The organism is Meridianimaribacter flavus (assembly GCF_004366715.1).
Classification (GTDB): domain Bacteria; phylum Bacteroidota; class Bacteroidia; order Flavobacteriales; family Flavobacteriaceae; genus Gaetbulibacter_B; species Gaetbulibacter_B jejuensis.
The window spans coordinates 196,556-223,147 of record NZ_SOQZ01000005.1; the positions used below are offsets into that span (position 1 = coordinate 196,556).

The 26,592-nt window shown below is 34.2% G+C and carries 18 protein-coding genes; all 18 read left to right on the forward strand.

Features of this window, described 5'->3' with window-relative positions; genetic code table 11:
- Position 1 precedes the first annotated feature (1 nt).
- The 18 genes from nrfD to cyoE all read left to right on the forward strand — a co-directional run bounded on the left by nrfD (position 2) and on the right by cyoE (position 26,589).
- Positions 2-1,732 (forward strand): NrfD/PsrC family molybdoenzyme membrane anchor subunit, encoded by a 1,731-nt coding sequence (gene nrfD / locus A8975_RS11785; RefSeq protein WP_134200696.1) that lies wholly within the window; start codon positions 2-4, stop codon positions 1,730-1,732.
- Between the two features lie 9 nt (positions 1,733-1,741).
- Complete coding sequence (locus A8975_RS11790; protein WP_129760959.1) at positions 1,742-2,278, forward strand: DUF3341 domain-containing protein; 537 nt, start codon at positions 1,742-1,744, stop codon at positions 2,276-2,278.
- Between the two features lies 1 nt (position 2,279).
- Positions 2,280-2,837 carry a c-type cytochrome gene (locus A8975_RS11795; protein WP_129760960.1) on the forward strand — a complete coding sequence of 186 codons (558 nt, stop codon included), beginning with the start codon at positions 2,280-2,282 and terminating at the stop codon, positions 2,835-2,837.
- 24 nt (positions 2,838-2,861) lie between these two features.
- Positions 2,862-4,259: a quinol:cytochrome C oxidoreductase gene (locus tag A8975_RS11800; protein ID WP_131508810.1), complete on the forward strand. Its 1,398-nt coding sequence runs from the start codon at positions 2,862-2,864 to the stop codon at positions 4,257-4,259.
- A gap of 28 nt (positions 4,260-4,287) precedes the next feature.
- On the forward strand, positions 4,288-5,343 hold the full coding sequence (locus tag A8975_RS11805) for a cytochrome c oxidase subunit II (protein WP_129760962.1): 1,056 nt from the start codon (positions 4,288-4,290) through the stop codon (positions 5,341-5,343).
- Positions 5,344-5,379: 36 nt separating this feature from the next.
- Complete coding sequence (locus A8975_RS11810) at positions 5,380-7,173, forward strand: cbb3-type cytochrome c oxidase subunit I (protein WP_134200698.1); 1,794 nt, start codon at positions 5,380-5,382, stop codon at positions 7,171-7,173.
- 84 nt (positions 7,174-7,257) lie between these two features.
- Positions 7,258-8,280 (forward strand): Holliday junction branch migration DNA helicase RuvB, encoded by a 1,023-nt coding sequence (gene ruvB, locus A8975_RS11815; RefSeq protein ID WP_129760964.1) that lies wholly within the window; start codon positions 7,258-7,260, stop codon positions 8,278-8,280.
- The gene (locus tag A8975_RS11820) at positions 8,281-9,621 is read left to right on the forward strand and encodes a cytochrome P450 (protein WP_134200700.1); all 1,341 of its coding nucleotides are present in this window, start codon (positions 8,281-8,283) and stop codon (positions 9,619-9,621) included. It begins immediately after the preceding gene.
- Positions 9,621-10,547, forward strand: coding sequence for a tRNA epoxyqueuosine(34) reductase QueG (gene queG / locus A8975_RS11825; protein ID WP_134200702.1), 927 nt, complete (start codon positions 9,621-9,623; stop codon positions 10,545-10,547). The genes A8975_RS11820 and queG overlap by 1 nt, the downstream gene beginning before the upstream one ends.
- Before the next feature lie 54 nt (positions 10,548-10,601).
- Complete coding sequence (locus A8975_RS11830; RefSeq protein ID WP_134200704.1) at positions 10,602-12,899, forward strand: NADP-dependent malic enzyme; 2,298 nt, start codon at positions 10,602-10,604, stop codon at positions 12,897-12,899.
- Between the two features lie 54 nt (positions 12,900-12,953).
- Positions 12,954-13,535 (forward strand): Holliday junction branch migration protein RuvA, encoded by a 582-nt coding sequence (ruvA, locus tag A8975_RS11835; RefSeq protein WP_129760968.1) that lies wholly within the window; start codon positions 12,954-12,956, stop codon positions 13,533-13,535.
- Between the two features lie 5 nt (positions 13,536-13,540).
- Positions 13,541-20,764, forward strand: coding sequence for a cell surface protein SprA (sprA, locus tag A8975_RS11840; protein ID WP_410504199.1), 7,224 nt, complete (start codon positions 13,541-13,543; stop codon positions 20,762-20,764).
- A 93-nt stretch (positions 20,765-20,857) separates the two neighbouring features.
- Positions 20,858-21,238 carry a glycine cleavage system protein GcvH gene (gene gcvH / locus A8975_RS11845; RefSeq protein WP_129760969.1) on the forward strand — a complete coding sequence of 127 codons (381 nt, stop codon included), beginning with the start codon at positions 20,858-20,860 and terminating at the stop codon, positions 21,236-21,238.
- The gene (locus A8975_RS11850; RefSeq protein ID WP_131508821.1) at positions 21,231-21,593 is read left to right on the forward strand and encodes a VanZ family protein; all 363 of its coding nucleotides are present in this window, start codon (positions 21,231-21,233) and stop codon (positions 21,591-21,593) included. Before gcvH ends, A8975_RS11850 begins: the two co-directional genes overlap by 8 nt.
- A gap of 65 nt (positions 21,594-21,658) precedes the next feature.
- Complete coding sequence (locus A8975_RS11855) at positions 21,659-22,381, forward strand: energy transducer TonB (RefSeq protein ID WP_129760971.1); 723 nt, start codon at positions 21,659-21,661, stop codon at positions 22,379-22,381.
- A gap of 115 nt (positions 22,382-22,496) precedes the next feature.
- Entirely contained in the window at positions 22,497-23,291 is a 795-nt protein-coding gene (locus A8975_RS11860) for an energy transducer TonB (protein ID WP_134200708.1), read from the forward strand.
- A 164-nt stretch (positions 23,292-23,455) separates the two neighbouring features.
- Positions 23,456-25,570, forward strand: a complete 2,115-nt coding sequence (locus tag A8975_RS11865) for a gliding motility protein RemB (RefSeq protein WP_134200710.1) — start codon at positions 23,456-23,458, stop codon at positions 25,568-25,570.
- A 125-nt stretch (positions 25,571-25,695) separates the two neighbouring features.
- A complete protein-coding gene (gene cyoE, locus A8975_RS11870; protein ID WP_129760974.1) occupies positions 25,696-26,589 on the forward strand; it encodes a heme o synthase in 894 nt (297 codons plus the stop codon).
- The last annotated feature ends 3 nt before the right edge of the window (positions 26,590-26,592 follow it).

Sequence of the window (26,592 nt, forward strand, 5' to 3'; positions counted from 1 at the left end):
TATGGCGTCTCATTACGAAGCACCTATTAGAAGACCTTTAGTTACAGGTGAAAAATCATACCACGATGTTACTGTGGATGTGGCAAGACCTATTGAAGGTAAAGCAAATAAGCAGTGGTGGATAGTTTTTGGAATTTCACTGGTAGCTTTTCTTTGGGGAATTGGATGTATTTTATATACCATATCAACAGGTATTGGAACTTGGGGTTTAAATAAAACCGTAGGTTGGGCTTGGGATATCACCAACTTTGTATGGTGGGTAGGTATTGGTCACGCAGGAACACTTATTTCTGCAGTACTTCTTTTATTCCGTCAAAAATGGAGAATGGCAATTAACCGTTCTGCGGAAGCGATGACAATCTTCTCAGTAGTACAAGCAGGATTGTTCCCTATTATTCACATGGGTCGTCCATGGTTAGGATATTGGGTATTACCAATCCCAAACCAGTTTGGTTCACTATGGGTTAACTTTAACTCACCATTACTTTGGGATGTATTTGCAATTTCAACTTACTTATCAGTATCATTAGTATTCTGGTGGACTGGTTTATTACCTGATTTCGCAATGATTCGTGATAGAGCAGTAAAACCTTTCCAAAAGAAAATATATTCTCTAATCAGTTTTGGTTGGACAGGACGTGCTAAAGATTGGCAACGTTTTGAAGAAGTATCATTGGTATTAGCAGGTTTAGCTACACCACTTGTACTTTCTGTACATACCATTGTATCTTTTGACTTCGCAACTTCAGTAATCCCAGGATGGCATACTACAATTTTCCCTCCTTACTTCGTTGCTGGTGCGATTTTCTCAGGATTTGCAATGGTAAACACACTTCTTATCATTATGAGAAAAGTGTGTAACCTAGAAGACTATATTACTGTACAACACATCGAGTTAATGAATATTGTAATCATGATTACAGGATCTATAGTAGGTGTGGCTTATATTACTGAGTTATTTATTGCTTGGTATTCTGGTGTAGAGTATGAACAATATGCATTCCTTAACAGAGCAACAGGTCCTTACTGGTGGGCATATTGGGCGATGATGACTTGTAACGTGTTCTCTCCACAGTTTATGTGGTTTAAGAAACTACGTACTAGTATTATGTTCTCGTTCTTTATCTCTATTGTTGTAAACATAGGTATGTGGTTTGAGCGTTTCGTAATTATCGTTACATCATTACACAGAGATTACTTACCATCTTCATGGACAATGTTCTCTCCAACGTTTGTTGATATTGGAATTTTCATTGGGACAATAGGATTCTTCTTTGTACTATTCTTATTATACTCTAGAACATTCCCAGTAATCGCTCAAGCAGAGGTTAAGACTATTTTAAAATCTTCAGGAGAAAGATATAAGAGAATAAGAGAAGCTGGTGAAAGTTTATCAGGTACTGGAGCAGATGAAAGAACATCAGGTAAAGCTGTTGAAGTAAAATCAGCACCAAAGGCTGAAGTAAAGGACAATACTGATAAAGTAAATAGCTTATTTGAAAGTATAGGTAAGTTCGACCCAAGTACACAAACTGCTGATGACCTTAAGGTGATTAATGGTATTGGTCCAAAAATGGAAGACGTACTTAACAGTATAGGTATTTTTACTTATGTTCAGGTAAGTAAAATGACAAAGAGAGAATACGACTTGTTAGATGAAATTACTGGTTCTTTCCCAGGAAGAGCAGAACGTGATGATTGGTCTGGACAAGCTAAAAAACTAATAAACTAAAAGTAGCATATGGAATCTTCAAAAGTAATTCACGCTATTTATACAGATGATGATGTATTAATGTCTGCGGTTAAAAAAGTTAAAGCAGCAAAACATCATATTGAAGAAGTATACACACCTTTTCCAGTTCATGGATTAGACAAAGCTATGGGATTAGCACCAACACGTATTGCAATTGCTGCATTTATGTATGGTTGTGTAGGGTTAACTGTTGCTATTACCATGATGAATTTTATCATGATTAAAGATTGGCCTCAAAACATAGGTGGAAAACCAAGTTTTAGCTACATAGAAAATATGCCAGCTTTTGTGCCAATTATGTTTGAGTTAACAGTATTCTTTGCTGCCCATTTAATGGTAATCACATTTTATTTACGTAGTAGAATGTGGCCATTCAAAAAAGCTGAAAACCCAGATCCAAGAACTACTGACGACCATTTCTTAATGGAGATAGCTGTTCATGGAAATGAAGAAGAACTTGAGAGTTTACTTAAAGAAACAGGTGCAGTAGAAATTAATTTAGTAGATAAAGAAGAAGCACATTAATATGAAGAGCTTAATTAAAGTAGCAGTTATAGCATTAGTATTAGTAGCGTTTGTCTCTTGTAAAAAAGATTCAAGACCTAATTACCAATTCATGCCTAATATGTACGAGTCTGTAGGTTACGAAACATATTCAGAGTCTGATGCATTTAAAAACGGAAAAGAAGGTCAATTGCCTGTAGAAGGAACAATTCCAAGAGGACATACTCCTTTTGATATTGATAACACAACTGAAGGATATGAGCTTGCAAAAGCTACACTGACTAATAAATTAGATTCTACTCAAGTAGATTTCACTAGAGGAAAAGAACTTTATGATATTTATTGTGGTATTTGCCATGGTAATAAAGGTGACGGACAAGGTAACCTTGTAAAGCGTGAAAAGATACTAGGTATACCTAGTTATGATGATGTTGGAAGAGCAATTACCGAAGGTAGTGTTTACCATGTAATATACTATGGTAAGAACGCAATGGGTTCTTATGCAAACCAATTGAACGAAGAAGAGCGTTGGCAAGTAGTTGCTTATGTAATGAAATTAAAAGCTGATTTAGAAAAATAAGACAGATAAAGATTATATATAGATATGTACACATTTTCAAATAAATTAAAGACACTTTCTATTGCATTAATGATTATTGGGGCAATAGGCGTTGTTTATGGTTTTATGACATCTCATAAATCTTTTGAAGACGTTGAAACCATGTTAGTGGCTGAGTCAGCTTCACATCATGGTGGAGGTCATGGAGAAGATGCAGCGCATGCTTCACCTGCTCATGATACTCATAACACTACAGATGCTCATGCAACTAACGCTCATGCTAATTCAGATGTAAGTCATGGTGACGACCACAAAAAACATGTTGAGCATGTAATGCACCAAATACACAATAGACCTTGGGCAGCATTATACGTTGCAGCATTTTTCTTTTTCATGATAGCTTTAGGAGTACTTGCATTTTATGCAATTCAATATGCAGCTCAAGCAGGATGGTCTCCAGTACTGTTTAGAGTTATGGAAGGGATAACATCTTATGTATTACCTGGTGGATTAATAGTATTAGCAATTGCAGTTGCTTCACACTATTTAGGACACAATAGTATTTTTGTTTGGATGAATGAAAATATGACTAACCCAGATCACGAAGATTATGACAAGTTAGTTGCAGGTAAATCAGGATTCTTAAATATGACAGGATTTATAATTCGTGGATTAATATTTATAGCTGGTTGGAGTATTTACCGTCATTTTGCTCGTAAGTTCTCGATAGCTCAAGATAATGCTGATATTAATGATAACAGTAACTTTAAAAAGACATTCCGTATTTCTGCTGCATTCTTAGTATTCTATATTTATACTGAATCTATGATGTCTTGGGATTGGATTATGAGTGTTGACCCTCACTGGTTCTCTACCTTATTTGGATGGTATGTTTTTGCAAGTATGTTTGTAAGTGGAATTACAGTAATTGCAATGATAACTATGTACTTAAAGTCTAGAGGTCACTTAGAGTTTGTAAACGATAGCCATTTACACGATTTAGCTAAGTTCATGTTTGCAATCAGTATTTTCTGGACATACTTATGGTTCTCTCAATTTATGTTAATCTGGTATTCTAACATTCCAGAAGAGGTAACTTATTTTGTAACGCGTTTCCAAGATTACCAATTACCTTTCTTAGGTATGGTAGTAATGAACTTTGTGTTCCCATTATTAGTATTAATGAATAGTGATTACAAACGTATTCCTTGGTTTGTAGTTATGGCTGGTATAGTAATTCTTTGTGGGCACTATTTAGACATATTCAATATGATTATGCCTGCAACAGTAGGAGATAGATGGTTTATTGGTGTATCTGAAATTAGTTCAATAATGTTATTTGCAGGACTGTTTATTTTCGTAGTATTCACTGCATTGACTAAAGCACCTTTACTTGCAAAAGGAAACCCATTTATTAAAGAGAGTGAACATTTCCATTATTAATTAAAATAAATAAAGAAGAGAAACGACAATGACTGCTTTTTTAACAACTATAATAGTACTTTTCATAGCTGTTGCAATTTGGCAAATGGTTAAAATATTTGACTTAGCTCAAGTAGGTAACACCAATAGCCAAGTAGCAAATGATAAAGACAATACAATTAATGGCTATTTAATGATAGGTTTCTTAATCTTCATTTATGTAATAACAATTGTTTGTTTTGTAAAATGGGGAGATTTACCTCTAATGTCCAATTCAGCTTCAGCTCATGGCCCTCAAATAGATAACTTAATGATTATCTCAATGGTAATCATATTTATAGTTCAAACAATAACTCAGTTTTTACTACACTACTTTGCTTACAAATACAAAGGAGAAAAAGGTAGAAAAGCATTATTCTATGCTGATAATAACACATTAGAGGCAATTTGGACTATTATTCCTGTAATTGTTTTAGCTGGTTTAATTATCTACGGATTATTTACTTGGACTAGCATTATGAATATTGATGAAGACGAAGATCCTTTAGTTATTGAGTTATATGCTCAACAATTTAATTGGACTGCTAGATATGCTGGAGACGATAATGTTTTAGGTATGGCTAACGTTAGATTAATTGATATTGATAAAGCTAATGTTTTAGGTATTGACGAATCTGACCCTAACGGACACGATGATGTAATTGTTAAAGAATTACACCTTCCAGTAGGTAGACCAGTATTATTTAAAATGCGTTCTCAAGATGTATTACACTCTGCATACATGCCTCACTTTAGAGCACAAATGAACTGTGTTCCGGGTATGATTACTCAGTTTGGATTTACTCCAACCATAACAACCGAAGAAATGAGACAAAACCCTGATATCATTGATAAGGTTGCTCACATTAATGAGATAAGAGTTGAAAACAGCGAAGCTGTTGAAGCTAGAGGACAAGATTTAAGATATGAGTTTGACTATTTATTATTATGTAACAAAATTTGTGGTAAGTCGCATTACAACATGCAAATGAAAATAATAGTAGAAACTCAAGAAGAGTATGATGCTTGGATGAAAGAGCAAAAAACATTCAAAGAATCTTTATAATAAACCAATTAAAAAGTATTAAAACGATATAAGATTATGTCAGCACACGCAGATATTCACGCACACGACGACGATCACGGACATCATCATAAAGAAACATTCGTGACTAAGTATATATTTAGTCAGGATCATAAAATGATTGCCAAACAATACCTAATTACAGGTACTATAATGGGTGTTATAGGTATTTTAATGTCTATGATGTTTCGTATGCAAATTGCATGGCCTGAAGAGCCAAATGTACTTTTTGAAGCATTATTAGGTAAATGGGCACCTGAAGGTGTAATGGATGCTGATATCTATTTGGCATTAGTGACCATTCATGGTACTATAATGGTATTCTTTGTACTAACTGCAGGTTTGAGTGGTACATTTAGTAACCTTTTAATTCCGTTACAAATTGGTGCTAGAGATATGGCATCAGGATTCTTAAACATGGTATCTTACTGGTTATTCTTTTTATCTAGTGTTATCATGGTGTTGTCATTATTTGTTGAAGCTGGACCAGCTGCAGCAGGATGGACAATTTATCCGCCATTATCTGCATTACCAATGGCTCAAGGCGGTTCAGGTGCAGGTATGACTTTATGGTTAGTATCTATGGCAATATTTATTGCGTCATCATTATTAGGATCATTAAACTATATTGTTACAGTACTTAATCTTCGTACTAAAGGAATGTCTATGACAAGATTGCCTTTAACTATTTGGGCATTCTTTATTACAGCTATTATTGGTGTAATTTCATTCCCAGTATTATTATCAGCTGCTTTATTATTAATAATGGATAGAAGTTTTGGTACATCATTCTTCTTATCAGATATATTTATTCAAGGTGAAGTACTGCATTATCAAGGTGGATCTCCAGTATTGTTTGAGCACTTATTCTGGTTCTTAGGTCACCCTGAAGTGTATATTGTATTATTACCAGCATTAGGTATTACTTCAGAAATTATAGCAACTAACTCACGTAAACCTATCTTTGGTTATCGTGCCATGGTAGCCTCTATTTTAGCAATTGCATTCTTATCTACAATTGTTTGGGGTCACCATATGTTTATTTCTGGTATGAATCCATTCTTAGGGTCTGTATTTACATTTACTACTTTATTAATCGCGATTCCTTCAGCTGTTAAAGCATTTAACTACATCACTACGCTGTGGAAAGGTAATCTGCAAATGAATCCAGCAATGCTGTTTTCAATAGGATTAGTTTCTACATTCATTACAGGAGGTTTAACAGGAATCATCTTAGGAGATAGTGCGCTTGATATTAACGTACACGATACGTATTTCGTTGTAGCTCACTTCCACTTAGTAATGGGTATTTCTGCACTTTACGGAATGTTCGCTGGTATTTACCACTGGTTCCCTAAAATGTTTGGACGTATGTTAAACAAACGTTTAGGTTATGTTCACTTCTGGACAACTGCAGTATGTGCTTATGGAGTATTTTTCCCAATGCACTTTATAGGTATGGCAGGTCTACCAAGACGTTATTATACTAACTCTGCATTCCCATTGTTTGATGACTTAGCAGATGTAAACGTTATTATTACTGTATTCGCCTTAGTAGGTGGTGTATTCCAGTTGGTATTCTTATACAATTTCTTCTCTAGTATTTTCTTTGGTAAGAAAGCTGAGAAAAACCCATGGAAATCTAACACTTTAGAATGGACTACTCCAGTTGAACATATACATGGTAACTGGCCAGGAGAAATTCCTCATGTTCACCGTTGGGCTTATGACTATAGTAAACCAGGACATGATGAAGATTATGTGCCTCAAAACGTGCCAATGAAAGATGGCGAAGAAGAACTTCAACATTAATGAATTCTTGATAGAGCAAGAATCTTAAAAGATATTAAAAAGCCTTTCTGAAATAGAGAGGCTTTTTCTTTATATTTGTTTAGTATGAACGAAAACCTAGATCCAACAAACGAAAACTTCACACCAGAAGAGCTGGATGTTGAAAAGAAATTAAGACCCTTATCTTTTGAAGATTTTACTGGTCAAGATCAAGTATTGGAAAACCTTCAGGTCTTTGTTAAAGCAGCTAATTTGCGTAACGAAGCATTAGATCATACACTATTTCATGGACCTCCTGGATTAGGGAAAACAACTTTAGCACATATTTTATCTAACGAGCTTAATGTTGGTATCAAAGTAACTTCAGGACCTGTGTTGGATAAACCAGGTGATTTGGCTGGTTTGTTAACCAATTTAGAAGAGCGTGATGTACTGTTCATTGATGAAATTCATAGATTGAGTCCCATTGTTGAAGAGTACCTTTACTCTGCAATGGAAGACTACAAAATTGATATTATGATTGAGTCTGGACCCAATGCAAGAACAGTACAAATCAATCTTAATCCGTTTACATTAGTTGGTGCAACCACTCGTTCTGGGTTATTAACTTCACCTATGCGTGCGCGTTTTGGTATTAGTAGTAGGTTACAATATTACAATACCGAATTATTAACAACCATTGTACAGCGTAGTGCATCAATATTAAACGTGCCAATTTCTATGGAAGCTGCTGTAGAAATTGCAGGTAGAAGTAGAGGAACTCCTAGAATTGCCAATGCTTTATTACGAAGAGTTAGAGACTTTGCTCAAATAAAGGGTAATGGAACAATTGATATTAAAATTGCACGATTTGCTTTAGAAGCTTTAAATGTGGATGCGCATGGACTCGATGAAATGGATAACAAAATTCTATCCACTATCATTGATAAGTTTAAAGGTGGACCAGTTGGTATCACTACTTTGGCTACTGCAGTAAGTGAAAGTGCCGAAACTATTGAAGAAGTTTACGAACCCTTCCTTATTCAACAAGGATTTATAATGCGTACGCCTAGAGGACGAGAAGTGACTGAACAAGCCTATAAACACCTTGGAAGAGTAAAAGGCAATATACAAGGTGGTTTATTTTAGATGAGTGTTGTAAAAAACATACCAGAGGTTTCAACCTTTACTTTTTTAAGGCAAGCAATATCTATACTTAATAATCCGCTACCATTTCATCATAAAAACTTTGAACGTTATGGAGACACATTTAAACTAAATGTAGGACCCAAAAATTATGCTATATTTTCTCGTGATGCTGAACTAGCTGAATATGTATTGCAGAAAAACTGGAAGAACTATAAAAAATCACCTATTCAAACTAAAGATCTTGCAAAGTATTTAGGTCAAGGATTACTCACAGCCGAAGGTGATCATTGGCGAACGCAACGAAAACTTATTCAACCAGCATTTCATAAAAAGCACATTGAACATTTACTAACAGTCATAAAACAAACTATTGTAGATGAATTAACAGCAATTGAACCTAATAAGGATATTGATGTTTTACCAATGTTTAGCAATTTAGCGTTTAAAGTAGTTGTAAAGGCATTGTTTAGTAATGCAGCATCTGACAGTGAAATTAAACTACTCCAAGATGTAACCGAAGAAAATCAAGAAATGTTAGTGAAAGAATTAAGACAACCTTACTTGTCTTGGTATTTTAAACACTTCGGAATTATAGAAAAACACTTATCACGATCGAAAGCTTCAAGAGATGTTTTACAGACTATTATTGATAAGCGTAGGAATTCTTCCGTAGAGTATAACGATTTGTTAGATATGCTCTTGCAGACACGTTATGACGATGGCTCTCAAATGAGTGACGAACAACTTATAGATGAGATTTTGGTTTTGTTTGTTGCAGGACATGAAACAACAGCAAATGCCCTAAGCTTTGCAGTACAATTATTAGCACAACATCCTAACTGGCAAACAAAAGTAGTAGAGCAGTATCAACAAGTATTAGAGCAACATGATGCAGATTTAATGTCTGCAATTGCTATGTCAGCTTATGCTAAACAAGTGGTTGAAGAAACTTTAAGACTGTATCCACCAGCATACTTTATAGATCGTGTTAATATTGAAGATGATAGTTTTAAAACCTATCAGTTTAAAAAAGAAAGTAGTATTTTATTATCTATTATAGAAATTCATAAACATAAAGACCTGTGGGAAAACCCAGAGGAGTTTAATCCTAATCGTTTTTCTCCTGAAAAAGCTAAAAGCTACTCCTCACAGTATTTTCCTTTTGGAGCTGGACCAAGAAAATGTATAGGAAACAATTTTGCTATGTATGAAATGATTATAGCCATTTCAGAAGTATTACTTAGGTTTGAAATTCTTTCAACTAAAGATACCATTGAAATAAATCCATTAATAACGCTTAAGCCTAAAAATGCCATTGTTAGGCTTCAACCGAGAGCTTAATGAACAGCCAAACTTCAAAATACACAAAGCTTATAAAAGAGGAATCTAAAAGGCTAGGTTTTTTATCGTGTGGTATAAGTAGAGCAGAGTTTTTAGAAGCAGAAGCACCTCGTCTTGAGAAATGGTTAAACGCGAATATGCATGGTGAAATGCGTTATATGGAAAATCATTTTGACAAACGTTTAGACCCAACAAAACTAGTGGATGGTTCTAAAAGTGTAGTATCGTTACTGCTTAATTATTTCCCTTCCCAAACTCAAAACACCGAAAGCTATAAACTGTCAAAATATGCTTATGGAACTGATTACCATTTTGTAATAAAAGATAAATTAAAACAACTATTACAATTCATTCAAGACGAAATAGGTGAAGTGTCAGGACGTGCCTTTGTAGATTCAGCACCAGTTTTAGATAAGGCTTGGGCAGCAAAAAGTGGATTAGGTTGGATAGGTAAACACAGTAATTTACTAACCCAAAAAGTAGGCTCGTTTTATTTTATTGCTGAATTAATTATCGATTTAGAATTAGATTACGATTCACCAACTACAGACCATTGTGGGAGCTGTACTGCCTGTATAGATGCTTGCCCAACAGAAGCCATTGTAAAACCATATGTGGTAGATGGCAGTAAATGTATTTCGTATTTAACCATTGAGTTAAAAGATAATATACCATCAGACTTTAAGAATAAAACCGACGATTGGATGTTTGGTTGCGATGTGTGTCAAGATGTTTGTCCATGGAATCGATTTTCAAAACCACACAATGAACCATTGTTTAATCCACATCCAGAACTATTAGAAATGACCAAGAAGGATTGGGATGAAATTACAGAAGACACTTTTAAAAAGGTGTTTAAAAAATCTGCAGTAAAACGCACCAAATTTTCAGGACTTACACGAAATATTAAGTTTTTGAAAGATTAGAGTTTCATAGAAAGGATTACTACATTTGTAAATTCATATTAATCCAATTTTTATATGAGTAAACAAAGCAAACGTCGAGAGGCTTTGGTGTATCACGCCAAACCAACTCCAGGAAAAATTAAGGTTGTACCTACCAAAAAATATGCAAGCCAAAGAGATTTGTCATTAGCATATTCACCAGGTGTTGCAGAGCCTTGTCTTGAAATTGCAAAAGATAAAAACAACGTCTATAAATATACTACTAAAGGTAACCTTGTTGCCGTAATTTCTAATGGAACAGCGGTTTTAGGACTTGGTAATATTGGTCCTGAGGCTTCTAAACCTGTTATGGAAGGTAAAGGTTTACTGTTTAAAATATTTGCCGATATTGATGTATTTGATATTGAGGTAGACACCGAAAATATTGAAGAGTTTATTGAAACGGTTAAAAATATTGCGCCAACCTTTGGAGGTATTAACCTTGAAGATATCAAAGCTCCCGAAGCCTTTGAAATTGAACGTCGTTTAAAAGAGGAGTTAGATATTCCTGTAATGCACGACGACCAGCATGGAACAGCTATTATTTCTGCTGCAGCATTAATAAATGCATTGGAGTTAGCAGAAAAAAATATTGAAGATGTTAAAATAGTTATTAGTGGAGCAGGAGCTGCTGCAATATCATGTTCGCGTTTGTACCAATCGTGTGGTGCAAATCTTGAAAACATGGTTATGTTAGATAGTAAAGGTGTTATCAGAAAAGACAGAGAAAACCTTACAAAAGAAAAAGCTGAGTTTGCTACACACAGGAAAATTGACACCTTAGAAGAAGCAATGAAAGATGCTGACGTGTTTATAGGACTGTCTACGTCTAACATCGTAACTCCTGAAATGCTTAAGTCTATGGCAAAAGACCCAATAGTTTTTGCTATGGCAAATCCAGATCCTGAAATTGCTTACGATTTAGCAATAGCTACTAGAGATGATATAATTATGGCTACTGGACGTAGCGATCATCCTAATCAGGTAAATAATGTACTTGGCTTTCCTTTTATTTTTAGAGGAGCTCTAGATGTAAGAGCTACCAAGATTAATGAAGAAATGAAAATGGCTGCTGTGCTTGCATTAGCACGTTTAGCAAAGGAGTCAGTGCCTGAGCAAGTTAATATAGCCTATGGAGAAACGCACTTAACTTTTGGTAAAGAATATATCATTCCAAAACCTTTTGATCCAAGATTGATTGGAGAGGTTCCTCCTGCTGTGGCAAAAGCAGCTATGGAAAGTGGAGTTGCTCAAGAGTCTATCGATGATTGGGATAAATACAAAGAGTCACTATTAGAGCGTTTAGGAGCAGATAATAAGATTGTACGTTTACTTGTCAATAGAGCAAAACTAAACCCAAAACGAGTTGTGTTTGCTGAAGCTGACCAGCTAGATGTATTAAAAGCTGCTCAAATAGTTTATGATGAAGGAATAGCACACCCTATTTTATTAGGAAGACGAGATGAAATTGAAAAACTTAAAGAAGAAATTGAGTTTGATGCTGATGTTCCAATTATCGACCCTAAGTCAGATGAAGAGTTAGAGCGTAAAAATAAATATGCCGAAGTCTATTGGCAACAACGTAAACGACGTGGTGTTACATTATATTCTTCTCAAAAAATCATGCGCGAGCGAAACTATTTTGCAGCAATGATGGTTAATACAGGAGATGCTGATGCTTTAATTTCTGGTTACTCTAGAAGCTATCCGTCAGTAGTAAAACCTATGTTAGAGCTTATAGGTTTAGCTAAGGGAGCATCGAGAGTTGCGACTACCAACTTAATGATGACGCAACGTGGACCAATGTTTTTAAGTGATACTTCAATAAATATTGACCCTTCATCTAAAGACTTAGCAAAAATTGCTCAAATGACTTCTAAAGTGGTAAAGATGTTTGGGATGGAACCTGTAATGGCAATGGTATCGTATGCCAATTTTGGTTCGTCAACAAATGAGCGCGCATCAAAAGTAAGAGAAGCAGTGTCTTATTTGCATCGTTACTATCCTGATATGATTGTAGATGGAGAGTTGCAAACCGATTTTGCTTTAAACAGTGAGATGCTACAAGACATCTTTCCGTTTTCAAAATTAGCAGGTAGAAAAGTAAATACACTCATTTTTCCAAATTTAGATTCTGCAAACATTACCTATAAGCTGCTTAAAGAACTTAATAAAGCGGACTCAATAGGACCAATAATGATGGGAATGCGTAAGCCTGTTCATATCTTACAATTGGATGCAAGTGTAGATGAAATTGTAAACATGACAGCTATTGCGGTAATTGATGCTCAGCAAAAAGAAAAGTGGGAGTTAGAAAACCAATCGACCAAGTAGATTTGTAATGCAAATAATTTTATTACATTTGAGAGGTTAATTAAGGATTAGTTAATGATTACACATATTCAAGGGAAACTTGTAGAGAAAAACCCAACTGATGTTACGATAGACTGTAATGGAGTGGGCTATTTGCTTAATATTTCGCTACACACGTTTTCTCAAATTCCAGATAAAGAGCATCTTAAGTTGTACACGCATCTTCAGGTTAAAGAAGATTCGCACACGCTTTTTGGATTTTCATCATTAGCTGAACGTGAAATTTTCAGATTACTTATATCGGTAAGTGGTATAGGAGCTAGTACTGCACGTACTATGTTGTCTTCGTTAACACCAAAACAAGTTAGAGAAGGAATAGCTATGGAAGATGTGGCTCTAATCCAATCTATAAAGGGTATTGGAGCCAAAACAGCTCAACGAGTTATTTTGGATTTAAAAGATAAAATTTTGAAAGTGTATGATATTGACGAACTTTCGGCCCCAAAAAGCAATACAAACAAAGATGAAGCGTTATCTGCTTTAGAAGTTCTAGGATTTGCTAAAAAACAGTCTGAAAGAGTTGTAGATAAAATTATATCCAATCAGCCAGATGCAAGCATTGAAGCAATTATAAAAGAGGCTTTAAAAAATTTATAATCAATTTGAGGACAACTAACTATACTTTTAAACCGACATTATTACAATACCTGCTTTTTAGTTTAGCTATGCTGTGCAGCACTTTTGCGTTTTCACAAGAAGATGCTGAAGAATCTGATACTACAAAAACAGGGTATGCCTTAGGAAATATAAAAATGCCAAATCCTAACAGCATTGTTTCAAAGTATACTTACGATCCTTTAACTGACAGATACATTTACACTGAAAAAGTAGGCGATTTCAATATCAATTATCCAATTATTCTAACACCTGCTGAATATCAAAGATTAGTAATACAAGAGCAGTTAAGAAACTACTACAAACAAAAAATTGATGCTGCTGAAGGTAAAAAGGAAGGGACTGAAGAAGAACAAAAAAATTTATTACCAGAGTTTTATGTAGACTCAGGTTTTTTTGAAACTATTTTTGGAGGTAATACCATTGAGGTAGTTCCTCAAGGTTCGGTTGAAATGGACTTAGGAGTATTGTTTACAAAGCAAGATAACCCTTCGTTTTCACCAAGAAACAGAAGTAATTTCACCTTTGATTTTGACCAACGTATAAGTTTAAGTTTATTAGGTAAAGTAGGTACAAGATTACAGGTAACTGCAAATTATGATACCGAGTCAACATTTGATTTTCAAAACTTAATCAAGTTAGAATATACACCAACCGAAGATGATATTGTAAGAAAAATTGAAGTTGGTAACGTTAGTATGCCGCTTAATAGTTCATTAATTACTGGAGCGCAAAGTTTATTTGGTGTAAAAACCGAACTTCAATTTGGTAAAACAAGAGTTACAGCAGTGTTTTCTGAACAGAAATCACAGTCGCAGTCAGTAGTAGCCCAAGGAGGAGGAACACTCGAGGAGTTCTCGTTTTTTGCTAGAGACTATGACGAAAACCGACACTTTTTCCTTTCGCAATATTTTAGGGAAACGTATGATGCGTCTATGATGCGTTACCCATACATAAATAATAATATTCAAATTACTAGAATAGAGGTTTGGGTAACTAACCGAAGCAATCAAACTGATAACGTAAGAAACATTGCTGCCTTTCAGGATTTAGGAGAGTCTGAAATTGTCGGTTCTGGTGTAAACATACTAAATCCAGGCGCACTGCCTGATAACAGTAATAATGGTTTTGACCCTACAAATATAGGTGGAGCTGGTTCTAACCTTAATGATTTAGTAAGAGATATTACCACTGTAGAGCAAGGTATTAATATTCCAGCAAACGAAGGTTTCGACTTTGGAAAATTAGAAAACGCACGTAAGTTAGAAGAAGGATATGACTATACGCTAAACACACAACTGGGTTACATCTCATTAAACCAAAGGTTGTTAAATGATGAAGTGTTAGCAGTTGCTTTCCAATATACTGTAGGAGGCCAAGTGTATCAAGTTGGTGAATTTGCTAACGATGGTGTTGAAGCTACAGGAGTAACAACTGATACAGGTTCAGGAAACCAAGTAGTTAGTAACAATAGCTTGGTGCTAAAAATGCTTAAAAGTGCAATTACTAGTGTTGAGGAACCTATATGGGACTTAATGATGAAGAACGTGTATGACACTGGCGCTTTTCAATTAAGTCAAGAGGATTTCAAACTAAACATTTTTTATACTGAAGCGTCTCCTGTTAACTACATTTTACCAGTTGAAGGAACAGCTTTTCCATTGTATGATAACAATACAACCGATCCAACAGACGATTCAGTTATTAACGAAACACCTTTAATTAGACTATTTCATTTAGATCGACTTAATTACAATAATGACCCACAATTGCATGGTGATGGGTTCTTTGATTTTGTTGAAGGTCAAACTGTTTTAATGCAAAACGGAAAAATAATATTCACTAAGGTAGAGCCATTTGGTAAATACCTATTTGATGTGTTAGACGACCCAAGTAACCCTGGTGACTACGATGCTGATATCTATACCAACGCCAACCAAGAAAAGTATGTGTATGATATTCTTTATAAGAAGACTAAAACTGCTGCTTTAGATGAAATTGAAAAGAATAAATTCCAGATTAAGGGAAGTTATAAATCATCAGGAGGTGATGGTATTCCTCTAGGAGCATTTAATGTGCCAAGAGGTTCTGTAGTAGTAACTGCTGGAGGACGTACACTAGTTGAAGGTATTGATTATACAGTGAATTATCAATTAGGACGTGTTCAAATTTTAGATGAAGCACTTAAAGCATCTAACACTCCTATTAATGTGTCTGTTGAAAACAATGCAGTGTTTGGTCAGCAAACAAGACGTTTTGCAGGTGTAAATGTAGAACACCAGTTTAATGAGAATTTTGTGTTGGGCGCAACCTTTTTAAATTTAAGTGAACGACCAATAACACAAAAAGCAAACTACAATACTGAACCTATAAACAATACCATTTTCGGATTTAATGGAAATTATTCAACCGAAGTTCCATTCTTTACAAGATTAGTAAATAAACTTCCAAATATTGATACTGATGTGCCTTCTAATTTATCAGTTAGAGGAGAATTTGCTTATTTAGCTCCAGGAGCTCCAAAAGGAACCGACTTTAACAATGAAGCTACAGCTTATGTTGATGATTTTGAAGGTACTCAAGGAGCAATAGATTTACTATCACCTCAATCATGGTTTTTATCGAGTAGACCAAGAACTGTAAATGGAGCGGCTGAAAACGATCCTATAAACGCACCAGGTTTAGAAAATGGTTTTGATAGAGCCTTTTTAAACTGGTATACTATTGACCCAATTTTTTATAGTAGCCAAAGACCAAGTGGTATTTCAGATGATGATGTGTCAAACTTATACTCAAGACGTGTTTTTATTGACGAAGTATTTCCTCAGGTTGATATTGTACAAGGTCAAAGTACCATTATCAATACATTGGATTTAAGATATTATCCAACCGAAAGAGGACCATACAATTTTGATCCTTCAACATCTGATGGAACAATTGATAACCCAACACAAGCTTGGGCAGGAATTACCAGACAAATAACTTCAACCGATTTTGAACAAGCCAATGTAGAGTATATTGAGTTCTGGGTTCAAGATCCATTTTTAGATAACGAAAACAGTACAGGAGGAAAGCTCTATTTCAACTTAGGAAATATCTCTGAAGATATTTTAAAAGATGGTAAAAAGCAGTATGAAAACGGACTTCCTGAAAATGGTGATGTATCAGCATTATTAAACTCAGGAACCGATTGGGCTGTGCCACAAAACCAATCATTAATCTATACGTTTTCAACTCTAGGGCAAGAAAGAACAAACCAAGATGTAGGTTATGATGGATTTGATGATGCTGAAGAAGCGCAACAATTTCCTGCATTCGCTGGATTAGAAGATCCTTCAAATGATAACTATACCTATTTCTTAAATACATCAGGAGATATTTTTGAGCGTTACAAGAAGTACAATGGTACACAAGGAAACTCTCCTGAAACCTTTACTGAAACAAACAGAGGTTCTACAACACAACCAGATGTTGAAGATATCAATAGAGACAATACAATGAATACTATTGATAGTTATTATGAGTATGAAATTGATATTACTCCTGCGAGTTTAGTTGCAACTAATGAGCAAATCAATGATATAAAAACAAGAGATGTTGTATTGCCAAATGGAGATACAAGAGAAGTAAAATGGTATCAGTTTAGAATTCCAATTTCTGAGCCAACTTCAGCGGTAGGAGGAATTACAGATATTAGATCTGTACGTTTTGCAAGAATGTATCTTAATGGGTTTAACGAAACTACAACATTGCGTTTTGCAACTCTAGATCTTGTACGTAGTGATTGGAGACGTTACACATTAGATTTAGATAACGACTCAAATAATAACAGTGCTAACCCTGAGTTTAGTGTTGGTATAGTTGGTTTGCAAGAAAACGAAGGAAACTATGTGTTGCCTCCAGGAGTTGAGTTAGAGCAGTTAAATAATAATAACAATATCATTAGACAAAATGAGCAATCATTAGTTTTAAATATTTGTAATTTAGAACCAACCGATTCTAAAGGAGTTTTCAAGAACATAAATGTTGACATGCGCCAGTATAAAAAACTGCGTATGTTTATGCATGCCCAAGATGGAGAAAGTGGAACTTTAGATGATGAAGAATTAGTTGGGTTTATTAGAATGGGTAATGACTTAACTCAAAACTTCTACCAAATTGAAGTGCCTTTAAAAGTATCAACAGGAAGTGTGTCTGCTACTGATGTTTGGCCTGAAGAAAATGAAATTAATATTCAGTTATCAGTACTTCAAGAAATAAAATCAAGAGGAATTTCAGCACAAACATTAAGTAACCTTGACCCTACATTCTACGATGTTATAAATGGAGAGTTAAGTGTAGATCCTGTTACTGAATTTTCACCACATACTTTAGGTCAACAGCGTGTGGCAATTAAAGGTAATCCTAACTTTGGTGACATTAGAGTGTTGATGGTTGGTGTTAAAAACATCAATCCTAACGAAGATGTTTGTGGAGAGGTTTGGGTAAATGAATTGCGTTTATCTGATTTAGAAAACGAAGGTGGTTGGGCAGCTATTGCTAGTGTTGATACCAATTTTGCAGATTTTGCAAACATTAGTGCAACAGGAAGACAGAGTACTTCAGGATTTGGTTCGGTTGAGCAACGTCCTAATGAGCGTAGTAGAGAAGATGTGCAACAGTATGATGTGGTTACTAATGTTCAGCTTGGTCAATTATTACCTAAAAAATGGGGAATTCAAATACCATTTAATTATGCTCAGAGTGAAGAGCTTATTACACCAAAATACGACCAGTATTATAACGACCTTACACTAGAGTCAAGAATAGATGCTGCAGAAACTGAAGAAGAACGTGAGCAAATTAGAGTACAATCAGAAAATTACACTAAGCGTAAGAGTATTAACTTTATTGGTGTTAAAAAGCAACGTTCAACTGAAGCTAAACCACATTTTTATGATGTTGAAAATTTAACGTTCAACTATTCATATAACAAAGTAGAGCATCGAGATTTTGAGATTGAAAGATCTTTAGACCAAAACATTAGAGCAGGTGTTAACTACAACTACAGTTTTACACCAAAACCTATTGAACCTTTTAAAAAGAACGATTCATTATTTAGAGGGAAATACTGGAAGATACTTAAGGATTTCAATTTTAATGTGTTACCAACAACATTCTCTGTTAATACTGATATTATTAGACAATTCAACAAGCAAAAGTTTAGAGATGTTGAATTGGGAGGAGATAACATAGGAATTGAAGAGTTATTTAGAAGAAATTACACGTTCAACTTCCAATACGCTATTAACTATAATATCACTAATGGTTTAAATTTAAACTTTAGTGCAGCAAACAAAAATATTGTAAGAAACTATTTTATTGATGACCAAATTAACGGCAGTCAAGACCCAACTCTAGATGTTTGGGATGGTTTCTTTGATCTTGGAGATCCAAATATTCAAGCACAGGATTTACAGATTAACTATGACATTCCATTGTATAAAATACCAACATTTAGTTTCTTAAAGGCAACGTATTCTTATACAGCAAATTTCCAGTGGCAAAAGGGGTCTGATCTTAATACCGATTTTGAGTATACTGATGATAACGATGTAACTAGAACCTATAATTTAGGGAACTCAGTACAAAATGCAAATACCCACTCTATAAATTCTACATTAAATATGGAGAATTTATATAGATATGTAGGTTTGGTTAAAAAACCAACTCGTACAAGAGCAAGAACTAGAGCGACACCTGCAGCAATAGGGAAAGATGGTAAACCAGCCCAAAATCAAAGAAATAATAGTTCTACTTCTAAAGCTGGAGCAGGAACCAAAATACTTAATGCAGGAATAGACCTTTTAACAAGTATAAAACGTATTCAAATTAATTATACTGAAAATAACGGAACATTCTTACCAGGTTATTTAAGAACACCAGGATTTGTAGGAACACTTAAGCCTACGTTTGGATATACCTTTGGTAGTCAAAGAGACATTAGAGATGTAGTTGCAAGAAACGGGTGGCTTACTGTATTCCCAGAGTTTAACCAACAGTATATGGCTACTACCAATAAAATATTGGATTTAGCAGCCAATATGGAACCTATTAATGATTTAAAAATTGACTTTACTGGAAGTAGGACTTACTCTGAAAGTATGACTGAGAATTTTAGAGTTGAAGATTTAGATAATGATGGAGAGTTAGACTATAATTCATTAATTCAAAATTCATATGGTAACTTTAATATTTCTACAGCATTAATTAAAACAGCGTTTAGTAAGAGTGACGAAAATCAATCAGAAGCTTTTGATAATTTTAGAGAAAACAGACTTGTAATAGCTAATAGATTGGCGAGAAACTTTTATGGTAACTCAACTTATGATGTAGATGATGAAGGTTATCCATTAGGATTTGGTAAAAATAGTCAAGCTGTATTATTACCAGCATTCTTATCGGCATATCAAGGTACTAATCCTGATAATATTAAACTAGGAGCGTTTAGAGATGTTCCAATTCCAAACTGGCAGTTAAAGTATACAGGTTTCATGAAGTTTAACTGGTTTAAAAAGCGCTTTAAACGTTTTTCTGTAACGCATGGTTATAGGTCTAGTTATACAATCAATCAGTTTAGAACTAACCTAGACTATCAAGCTGCTGACCCAACTATGGATTATACAAACCAAGATCCAAATGTGTTAGACCAATCAGGAAACTTCAAGAATAGAACAGTATTTAGTAATATAAACCTAGAAGAGCAATTCAGTCCATTAGTAAGAGTGGATTTTGAAATGAAAAACTCAATAAAAATTCTAGCCGAAATTAAAAAAGACAGAGTACTGTCATTAAGTTTTGATAACAATCTACTTACTGAAATTCAAGGTAAAGAATACATTATTGGTTTAGGATATAGAATAAAAGATGTTAGAATACGCTCTAAACTTGCAGGACCAAAACAAATTATTAAAAGTGATTTAAATATGTCGGCAGATATCTCAATAAGAGATAATAAAACCATAATTAGATATTTAGACTTAGATAATAATCAAATTACTTCAGGTCAAACCATATTAGGGTTTAAGTACAATGCAGATTATGCGTTTAGTAAAAACCTAACAGGAATATTCTATTTTGATTATACGTTTTCTGAGTATGCTATTTCTACAGCATTTCCACAAACCACAATACGATCTGGTATTACTCTAAGGTATAATTTTGGTAACTAGACATATAAAGGCTGTTAATAAAAAATAAGAGAAAACACCTGAAATTCTTTATTTAAAAAATTACATTTGCTGTAATTAATATTTTTATACAAGATGAATATACCATCAGATTTAAAGTACACTAAAGACCACGAGTGGGTTAAAATTGAAGGGGATGTAGTAACTGTAGGAATTACAGACTTTGCTCAAGGCGAATTAGGAGATATTGTTTATGTTGAAGTTGAAACTTTAGACGAAACTCTAGAAGCCGAAGAAATTTTTGGAACAGTTGAAGCTGTAAAAACAGTTTCTGATTTGTTCTTACCTGTATCAGGAGAAATCATTGAATTTAATGAAGCTTTAGAAGACCAACCAGAAACAGTAAATACGGATCCTTATGGAGACGGTTGGATGATAAAAGTAAAGTGTTCAGACGTTTCTCAATTCGATAATTTAATGTCTGCCGAAGATTATAAAACACTAATAGGTGCTTAAAAAATTCGCATTAATTTTATTTGGCGGTTACGTTATAGCTTTAACAATACTTAGCCTTATAAATGTTAATGGATTACCAAGCTTAGGCTCATCAATGGATGATAAGTTTTATCACATCGCAGCCTATGTTGTGTTTACCTTACTTTGTTTTAATTACCTACGCACATTAAGCCTTAACTATAAAATAGGTGTAACAATTGCTGTGGGAGTAATTTATGGCATTATAATTGAGGTATTACAAAATACAATTACAACTTTAAGAACATTAGATTTTTATGATGTAGCAGCCAATGCAATTGGTATCCTAATAGGAGTAGTCATTATAAAGTCTAGTAAAAGCTTAAAGTTAAAATAAAAAAATCACTTGCTTTTTTAACAATTAATTGGTTATTTTAGCAATCCTTTTAAACCTTTTAAGATATGGAACCTAAAAAGAGTACTAAAGCAGATGTAAGTAGAAATAGTTCAATCTATTTCGCTGTAGGTCTTGCTTTAATGTTATTGTTTGCTAATGTGGCAATTAACTATAAAACATATGATAAGTCTGATATTGATATAGGTCAATTAAACTTAGATGAAGAATTAGAAGAAGAAATTCCAATTACTGAACAAATACAAACCCCACCACCACCACCACCACCACCTGCAGCTCCTGAAGAGATTGAGATTGTAGAAGATGAAGAAGAAGTTGAGGAAACTGTAATTGAATCTACTGAAACTGATCAAGAAGAAGAAATCGTTGAAGTAGAAGAAGTAGAGGTTGAAGAAGTAGAAGAAGACATCGAGGTTCCGTTTGCTGTTATTGAAAACGTACCAGTTTTTCCTGGTTGTGAAAACGAAAGTGGAAACAATGCTAAAAAGCAATGTATGTCTGAAAAAATCAGCAAGTTTGTAAACAAGAAATTCAACACTGACTTAGCTGGAGAATTAGGTTTATCAGGAAGACAACGTATTAACGTAATTTTCAAGATTGATAAAAGTGGAAACATTACTAACATTATGGCTAGAGCTCCACATCCAGGATTGGAAAAAGAAGCTAAGCGTGTAATTGGATTGCTTCCTAAAATGAAACCAGGTAAGCAAAGAGGGAAAGCAGTAACAGTTCCATATTCGTTACCAATCTTATTCCAAGTACAAGACTAAAAAACAGTTTTAATATAGATTTAAAAATCCCGTTCAAATTAATGAGCGGGATTTTTGTTTTTGGTATGCTTATTGTGTTTTTATCATAATATTAACATTTTAAATTTAAAGTATTATGAAAAATTTTAACGAAACACACAGTAATGCTGGTCAGAGCACTACCAATGTGAAAAAACCACAAAAGCATGATGCAAATTTACAAAAAAATTCAGCCTTGTATTTTCAGGTTGGACTCATTCTTTGTTTGCTGGGAACTTACCTGCTTTTTGAAATGAACTTTGCAACACATGTTCCAAAAATTGATCAAGCTTTAGTGGCAATTGATGATGAAACCGAAATTATTGTCCCAGAGTTTAAAATCTATGAAGAACAAGCGCCAAAAGAAGAGGTCAAACAAAAACAGAGAAGGATTGTAGATAAAGAACCTACAATCGTTGAAGACGACTTCAACGAAAAACAGGTGACCGAAACTATAATTACTGAACCTGTAGCAACATCAACTCCTGTTGATCCTGGAGATATAGTAATTGATAAGGTTGTTGAAGATATTCCTGTGCCTTTTTTCAGAATAGAAAAAGCACCAATTTATCCTGGTTGTGAAAATGAAACAACCAATGAAGCACGTAAAAGATGTATGTCAGAGAAAATTACCAGATTGGTAAATAAAAAATTCTCTACAAGCATAGCTTCAGAATTAGGGCTGAGTGGTGTTCAAAAAATTTATGTTGAGTTTAAGGTGGATAAATCTGGTAAGGTTTCAGATATTAAAACTAGAGCACCACACAAAGGACTTGAAAAAGAAGCTGAGCGTGTGGTGAAAAAAATCCCAGAAATGACTCCAGGTATGCAAAGAGAAAATCCTGTTGAGGTAATCTATACCTTCCCAATCATTTTTCAAGTGATGGATTAGTAAACCTTAAAATTTATTAATGTATCAACCGTTATCATTTACTGATAGCGGTTTTTTAATTATAAATGAATTTCAGTTTTATACCTTTATCAAGAAATTCTTTTATTGTCCGCATTTTGAAAAAAATAGTATCTTTCGCCTAATAAAAAGGTAGTTACCATCTTATGAAACAACTCTTCTTGTTTATTTTCGTTTTAACACAATCCATAGTATTTTCTCAAACTAGCGATACTTACGAAAAATCACCTGTTTTTCCAGGTTGCGAATCTCAACCAATAGAGAATTTAAAATCTTGTTTTAATAATAAAATAAACACCCATATTTTTAATACTCTAAAAGTACCACAAGTAGCTATTGATGATGAGTACAAAGGTGATGCAAAAGTGTTGTTTGAAGTAGATAAAGAAGGAACAATACATGTGCTTTATGTAGATGCAGTTTATGATGAATTAAAGGATGAGGTAAAGCGTGTTTTTAATGAACTACCAAAGACAACTCCTGGGACTTACAATGGCAATCCAACCTATTATCAATATTCTTTGGCTATAAAAATACCTTTGGTAAATCCTCAAGAGGTTACTCCGCAAACAGCTAAAGAAACTATAGTTGATGTTAAAAAAACGGTCGATTTAAATGAGGTTGTATCTAATGAGTACGATAGCATTAATGATAACATTGTAAAGTATCAAAAGTTAGAGTATAAGAGTCAGCTTAACATTCCATTTACGCATACCTATTATGCAAGGTTTGATAGAGAAATGAATGAGCTTGGTACCAATAGTCATACTGCAGCAAAACCGTTTATGTTTGATGAGGTTTCAAAGTATTATGATTTTGAAGCTGAAAAAGAAGCTTTAGTAAAAGACTCTGAAAGTTGGTGGGCAAGAAAACTGTGGAATGAGCACTTAGTACAAGTTCAAGGAGAAGATTATTGGTTTACCATTGATCCGGTTTTTGACCTTCAGGTAGGTAAAGATACTGATGCCGATTTTAGCACAACATATAATAATACTAGAGGATTTTATATTCAAGGAGGATTAGGGAAAAAATTCAACTTCTCAGCATCAGTTTATGAAAGTCAAGGTCGATTTGCTCAATATTTTAATGAGTATTCTGAAAGTTTAAAAGCCTTTGGTCCAGATCCTGCTATAATCCCTGGTCGTGGTATTGCAAAACGGTTTAAAACCGATTCTTACGATTATCCAGTAGCTGAAGCATATTTATCATATTCACCAGCAAATTTTATCAATGTACAATTTGGTCATGGTAAAAATTTCATAGGTGATGGTTACAGGTCTTTGTTGCAAAGTGATGTAACTAGTCCATACCCTTTTTTAAAATTAAACACCAAATTCTGGAAAATAAAATACACCAATACTTGGATGTGGTTAAAAGACGTACGAACCGAAGTAACCGAAGATGGTGCGTTTTTAACCAAGTATATGGCAAACCATTACTTAAGCTGGAACGTGTCTAAACGACTTAATATTGGATTGTTTGAATCCGTTATGTGGGCAAAGACTGATAATAGAGCGTTTGATGTAAATTACCTTAACCCAATAATATTTTTTAGAGCTATTGAGTTTGAAACAGGACAAGATGCTGGAAACGCTGTGGTTGGTGCATCTTTAAAGTATAAGTGGAACAATAAAGTTAACCTTTACGGACAATTTATTTTAGATGAATTTTCTTTAAACGATATTAAAGGAGGCGAAAAAAGTTGGAAAAATAAATATGGCTATCAGTTAGGAGCAAAATACTATGATGCCTTTAAAGTTGATGATTTACTACTACAAATTGAATATAACAGGGTTAGACCTTATACCTATTCTCATAATACAGTAGCTTTAAATTATGGGCATAACAACCAGTCAATGGCACATCTTTGGGGAGCAAATTTTAGTGAGCTTATTTTAATAGGTCGTTATAATTACAAACGTTGGTTTGCTGATGCTAAACTTGTATTTGGTGTAAGAGGATTTGATATTAATGATGGTACAGACAACTTTAGCTATGGAGGCGATATTTACCGTAGTTATGAAGAGCGACCTTTTGATACAGGAGTAGAGGTAGGACAAGGTATAAAAACCAATACATTTAATGCCGAATTACAAGGCGGTTATATTATAAATCCTGTAAGTAATCTTAAGCTATTCACTAATATAAGCTTTAGAAACTTTGACCCAAACGCTAATACAGCTGCATTGGTAAAAAGTAATACAACCTGGTTTAGTTTAGGGGTAAGAACCGATTTGTTTAATTGGTACTACGATTTTTAGTACTACTTTTTTACTTTTAAAATAGATTCAACAACAAAAACCGAATTACTTTCACTAAGCGTTGCCCATAAGTAATTTTCAAAGTATCTTTGCAGTCGCAATAGCGAGCAACAAAACAATAGAGTTTGAGTACTAAAGTGTCTTCGGTTTCAACAGCATCAATAATTTCAGATTTTAAGGAAATTACCAAAATCAGGCTTTCTGTAAGTGTGGTGTTTTCTTCCATTGCTGGTTATTTGTTGGGAGCTCCAACTGTAGATGTTTACACATTAATATTATTGGCTTTTGGAGGCTATTTTATGGTAGGTGCTTCTAATGCCTACAATCAAATTATTGAAAAAGATTTAGACGCTTTAATGGAGCGTACCAAAAACCGTCCAATTCCTGCCGGAAGAATGTCGGTAAGAACAGCATTTATAATTGCAGTTGCATTTACACTATTAGGAATAGCAACACTGTACGTTATTAACCCAAGAACTGCAATGTATGGTGCAATTTCAATTTTTTTATACACGAGTGTTTACACACCATTAAAAACCAAAACGCCTTTAGCAGTTTTTGTTGGAGCCATTCCAGGAGCCATTCCATTTATGTTGGGATGGGTTGCAGCTCGAAACGATTTTGGTATTGAACCAGGAACCTTATTTGCGGTACAGTTTTTTTGGCAATTTCCTCACTTTTGGGCTATTGGCTGGTTTCTGTTTGATGATTATAAAAAAGGAGGTTTTTTTATGCTTCCAACAGGAAAAAGAGATAAAGGAACAGCAGTACAAATTATAATGTATACTGTTTGGACAATATTGGTTTCAATAATACCAGTATTTGGTTTTACAGGAGACTTAAAACTCTCTATTGTTGCAGCAATAATTGTGTTTTTATTAGGGCTTGTGATGTTGCGTTACGCATTAGTATTGTTTAAAGAACGAACAGCAAAAGCTGCTAAACAATTAATGTTGGCAAGTGTGTCTTATATTACGTTGCTGCAAATAGTTTATGTTATAGATAAGTTTATTAGATAAAAA

Bases quoted from the DNA above. Each gene is read 5' to 3' on its own strand.
- A8975_RS11790 (WP_129760959.1), top strand. From the start codon at position 1,742: ATGGAATCTTCAAAAGTAATTCACGCTATTTATACAGATGATGATGTA.
- A8975_RS11795 (WP_129760960.1), top strand. From the start codon at position 2,280: ATGAAGAGCTTAATTAAAGTAGCAGTTATAGCATTAGTATTAGTAGCG.
- A8975_RS11830 (WP_134200704.1), top strand. From the start codon at position 10,602: ATGAGTAAACAAAGCAAACGTCGAGAGGCTTTGGTGTATCACGCCAAA.
- A8975_RS11865 (WP_134200710.1), top strand. From the start codon at position 23,456: ATGAAACAACTCTTCTTGTTTATTTTCGTTTTAACACAATCCATAGTA.
- nrfD (WP_134200696.1), top strand. From the start codon at position 2: ATGGCGTCTCATTACGAAGCACCTATTAGAAGACCTTTAGTTACAGGT.
- A8975_RS11800 (WP_131508810.1), top strand. From the start codon at position 2,862: ATGTACACATTTTCAAATAAATTAAAGACACTTTCTATTGCATTAATG.
- A8975_RS11805 (WP_129760962.1), top strand. From the start codon at position 4,288: ATGACTGCTTTTTTAACAACTATAATAGTACTTTTCATAGCTGTTGCA.
- A8975_RS11860 (WP_134200708.1), top strand. From the start codon at position 22,497: ATGAAAAATTTTAACGAAACACACAGTAATGCTGGTCAGAGCACTACC.
- ruvA (WP_129760968.1), top strand. From the start codon at position 12,954: ATGATTACACATATTCAAGGGAAACTTGTAGAGAAAAACCCAACTGAT.
- ruvB (WP_129760964.1), top strand. From the start codon at position 7,258: ATGAACGAAAACCTAGATCCAACAAACGAAAACTTCACACCAGAAGAG.
- A8975_RS11810 (WP_134200698.1), top strand. From the start codon at position 5,380: ATGTCAGCACACGCAGATATTCACGCACACGACGACGATCACGGACAT.
- A8975_RS11820 (WP_134200700.1), top strand. From the start codon at position 8,281: ATGAGTGTTGTAAAAAACATACCAGAGGTTTCAACCTTTACTTTTTTA.
- queG (WP_134200702.1), top strand. From the start codon at position 9,621: ATGAACAGCCAAACTTCAAAATACACAAAGCTTATAAAAGAGGAATCT.
- A8975_RS11855 (WP_129760971.1), top strand. From the start codon at position 21,659: ATGGAACCTAAAAAGAGTACTAAAGCAGATGTAAGTAGAAATAGTTCA.
- gcvH (WP_129760969.1), top strand. From the start codon at position 20,858: ATGAATATACCATCAGATTTAAAGTACACTAAAGACCACGAGTGGGTT.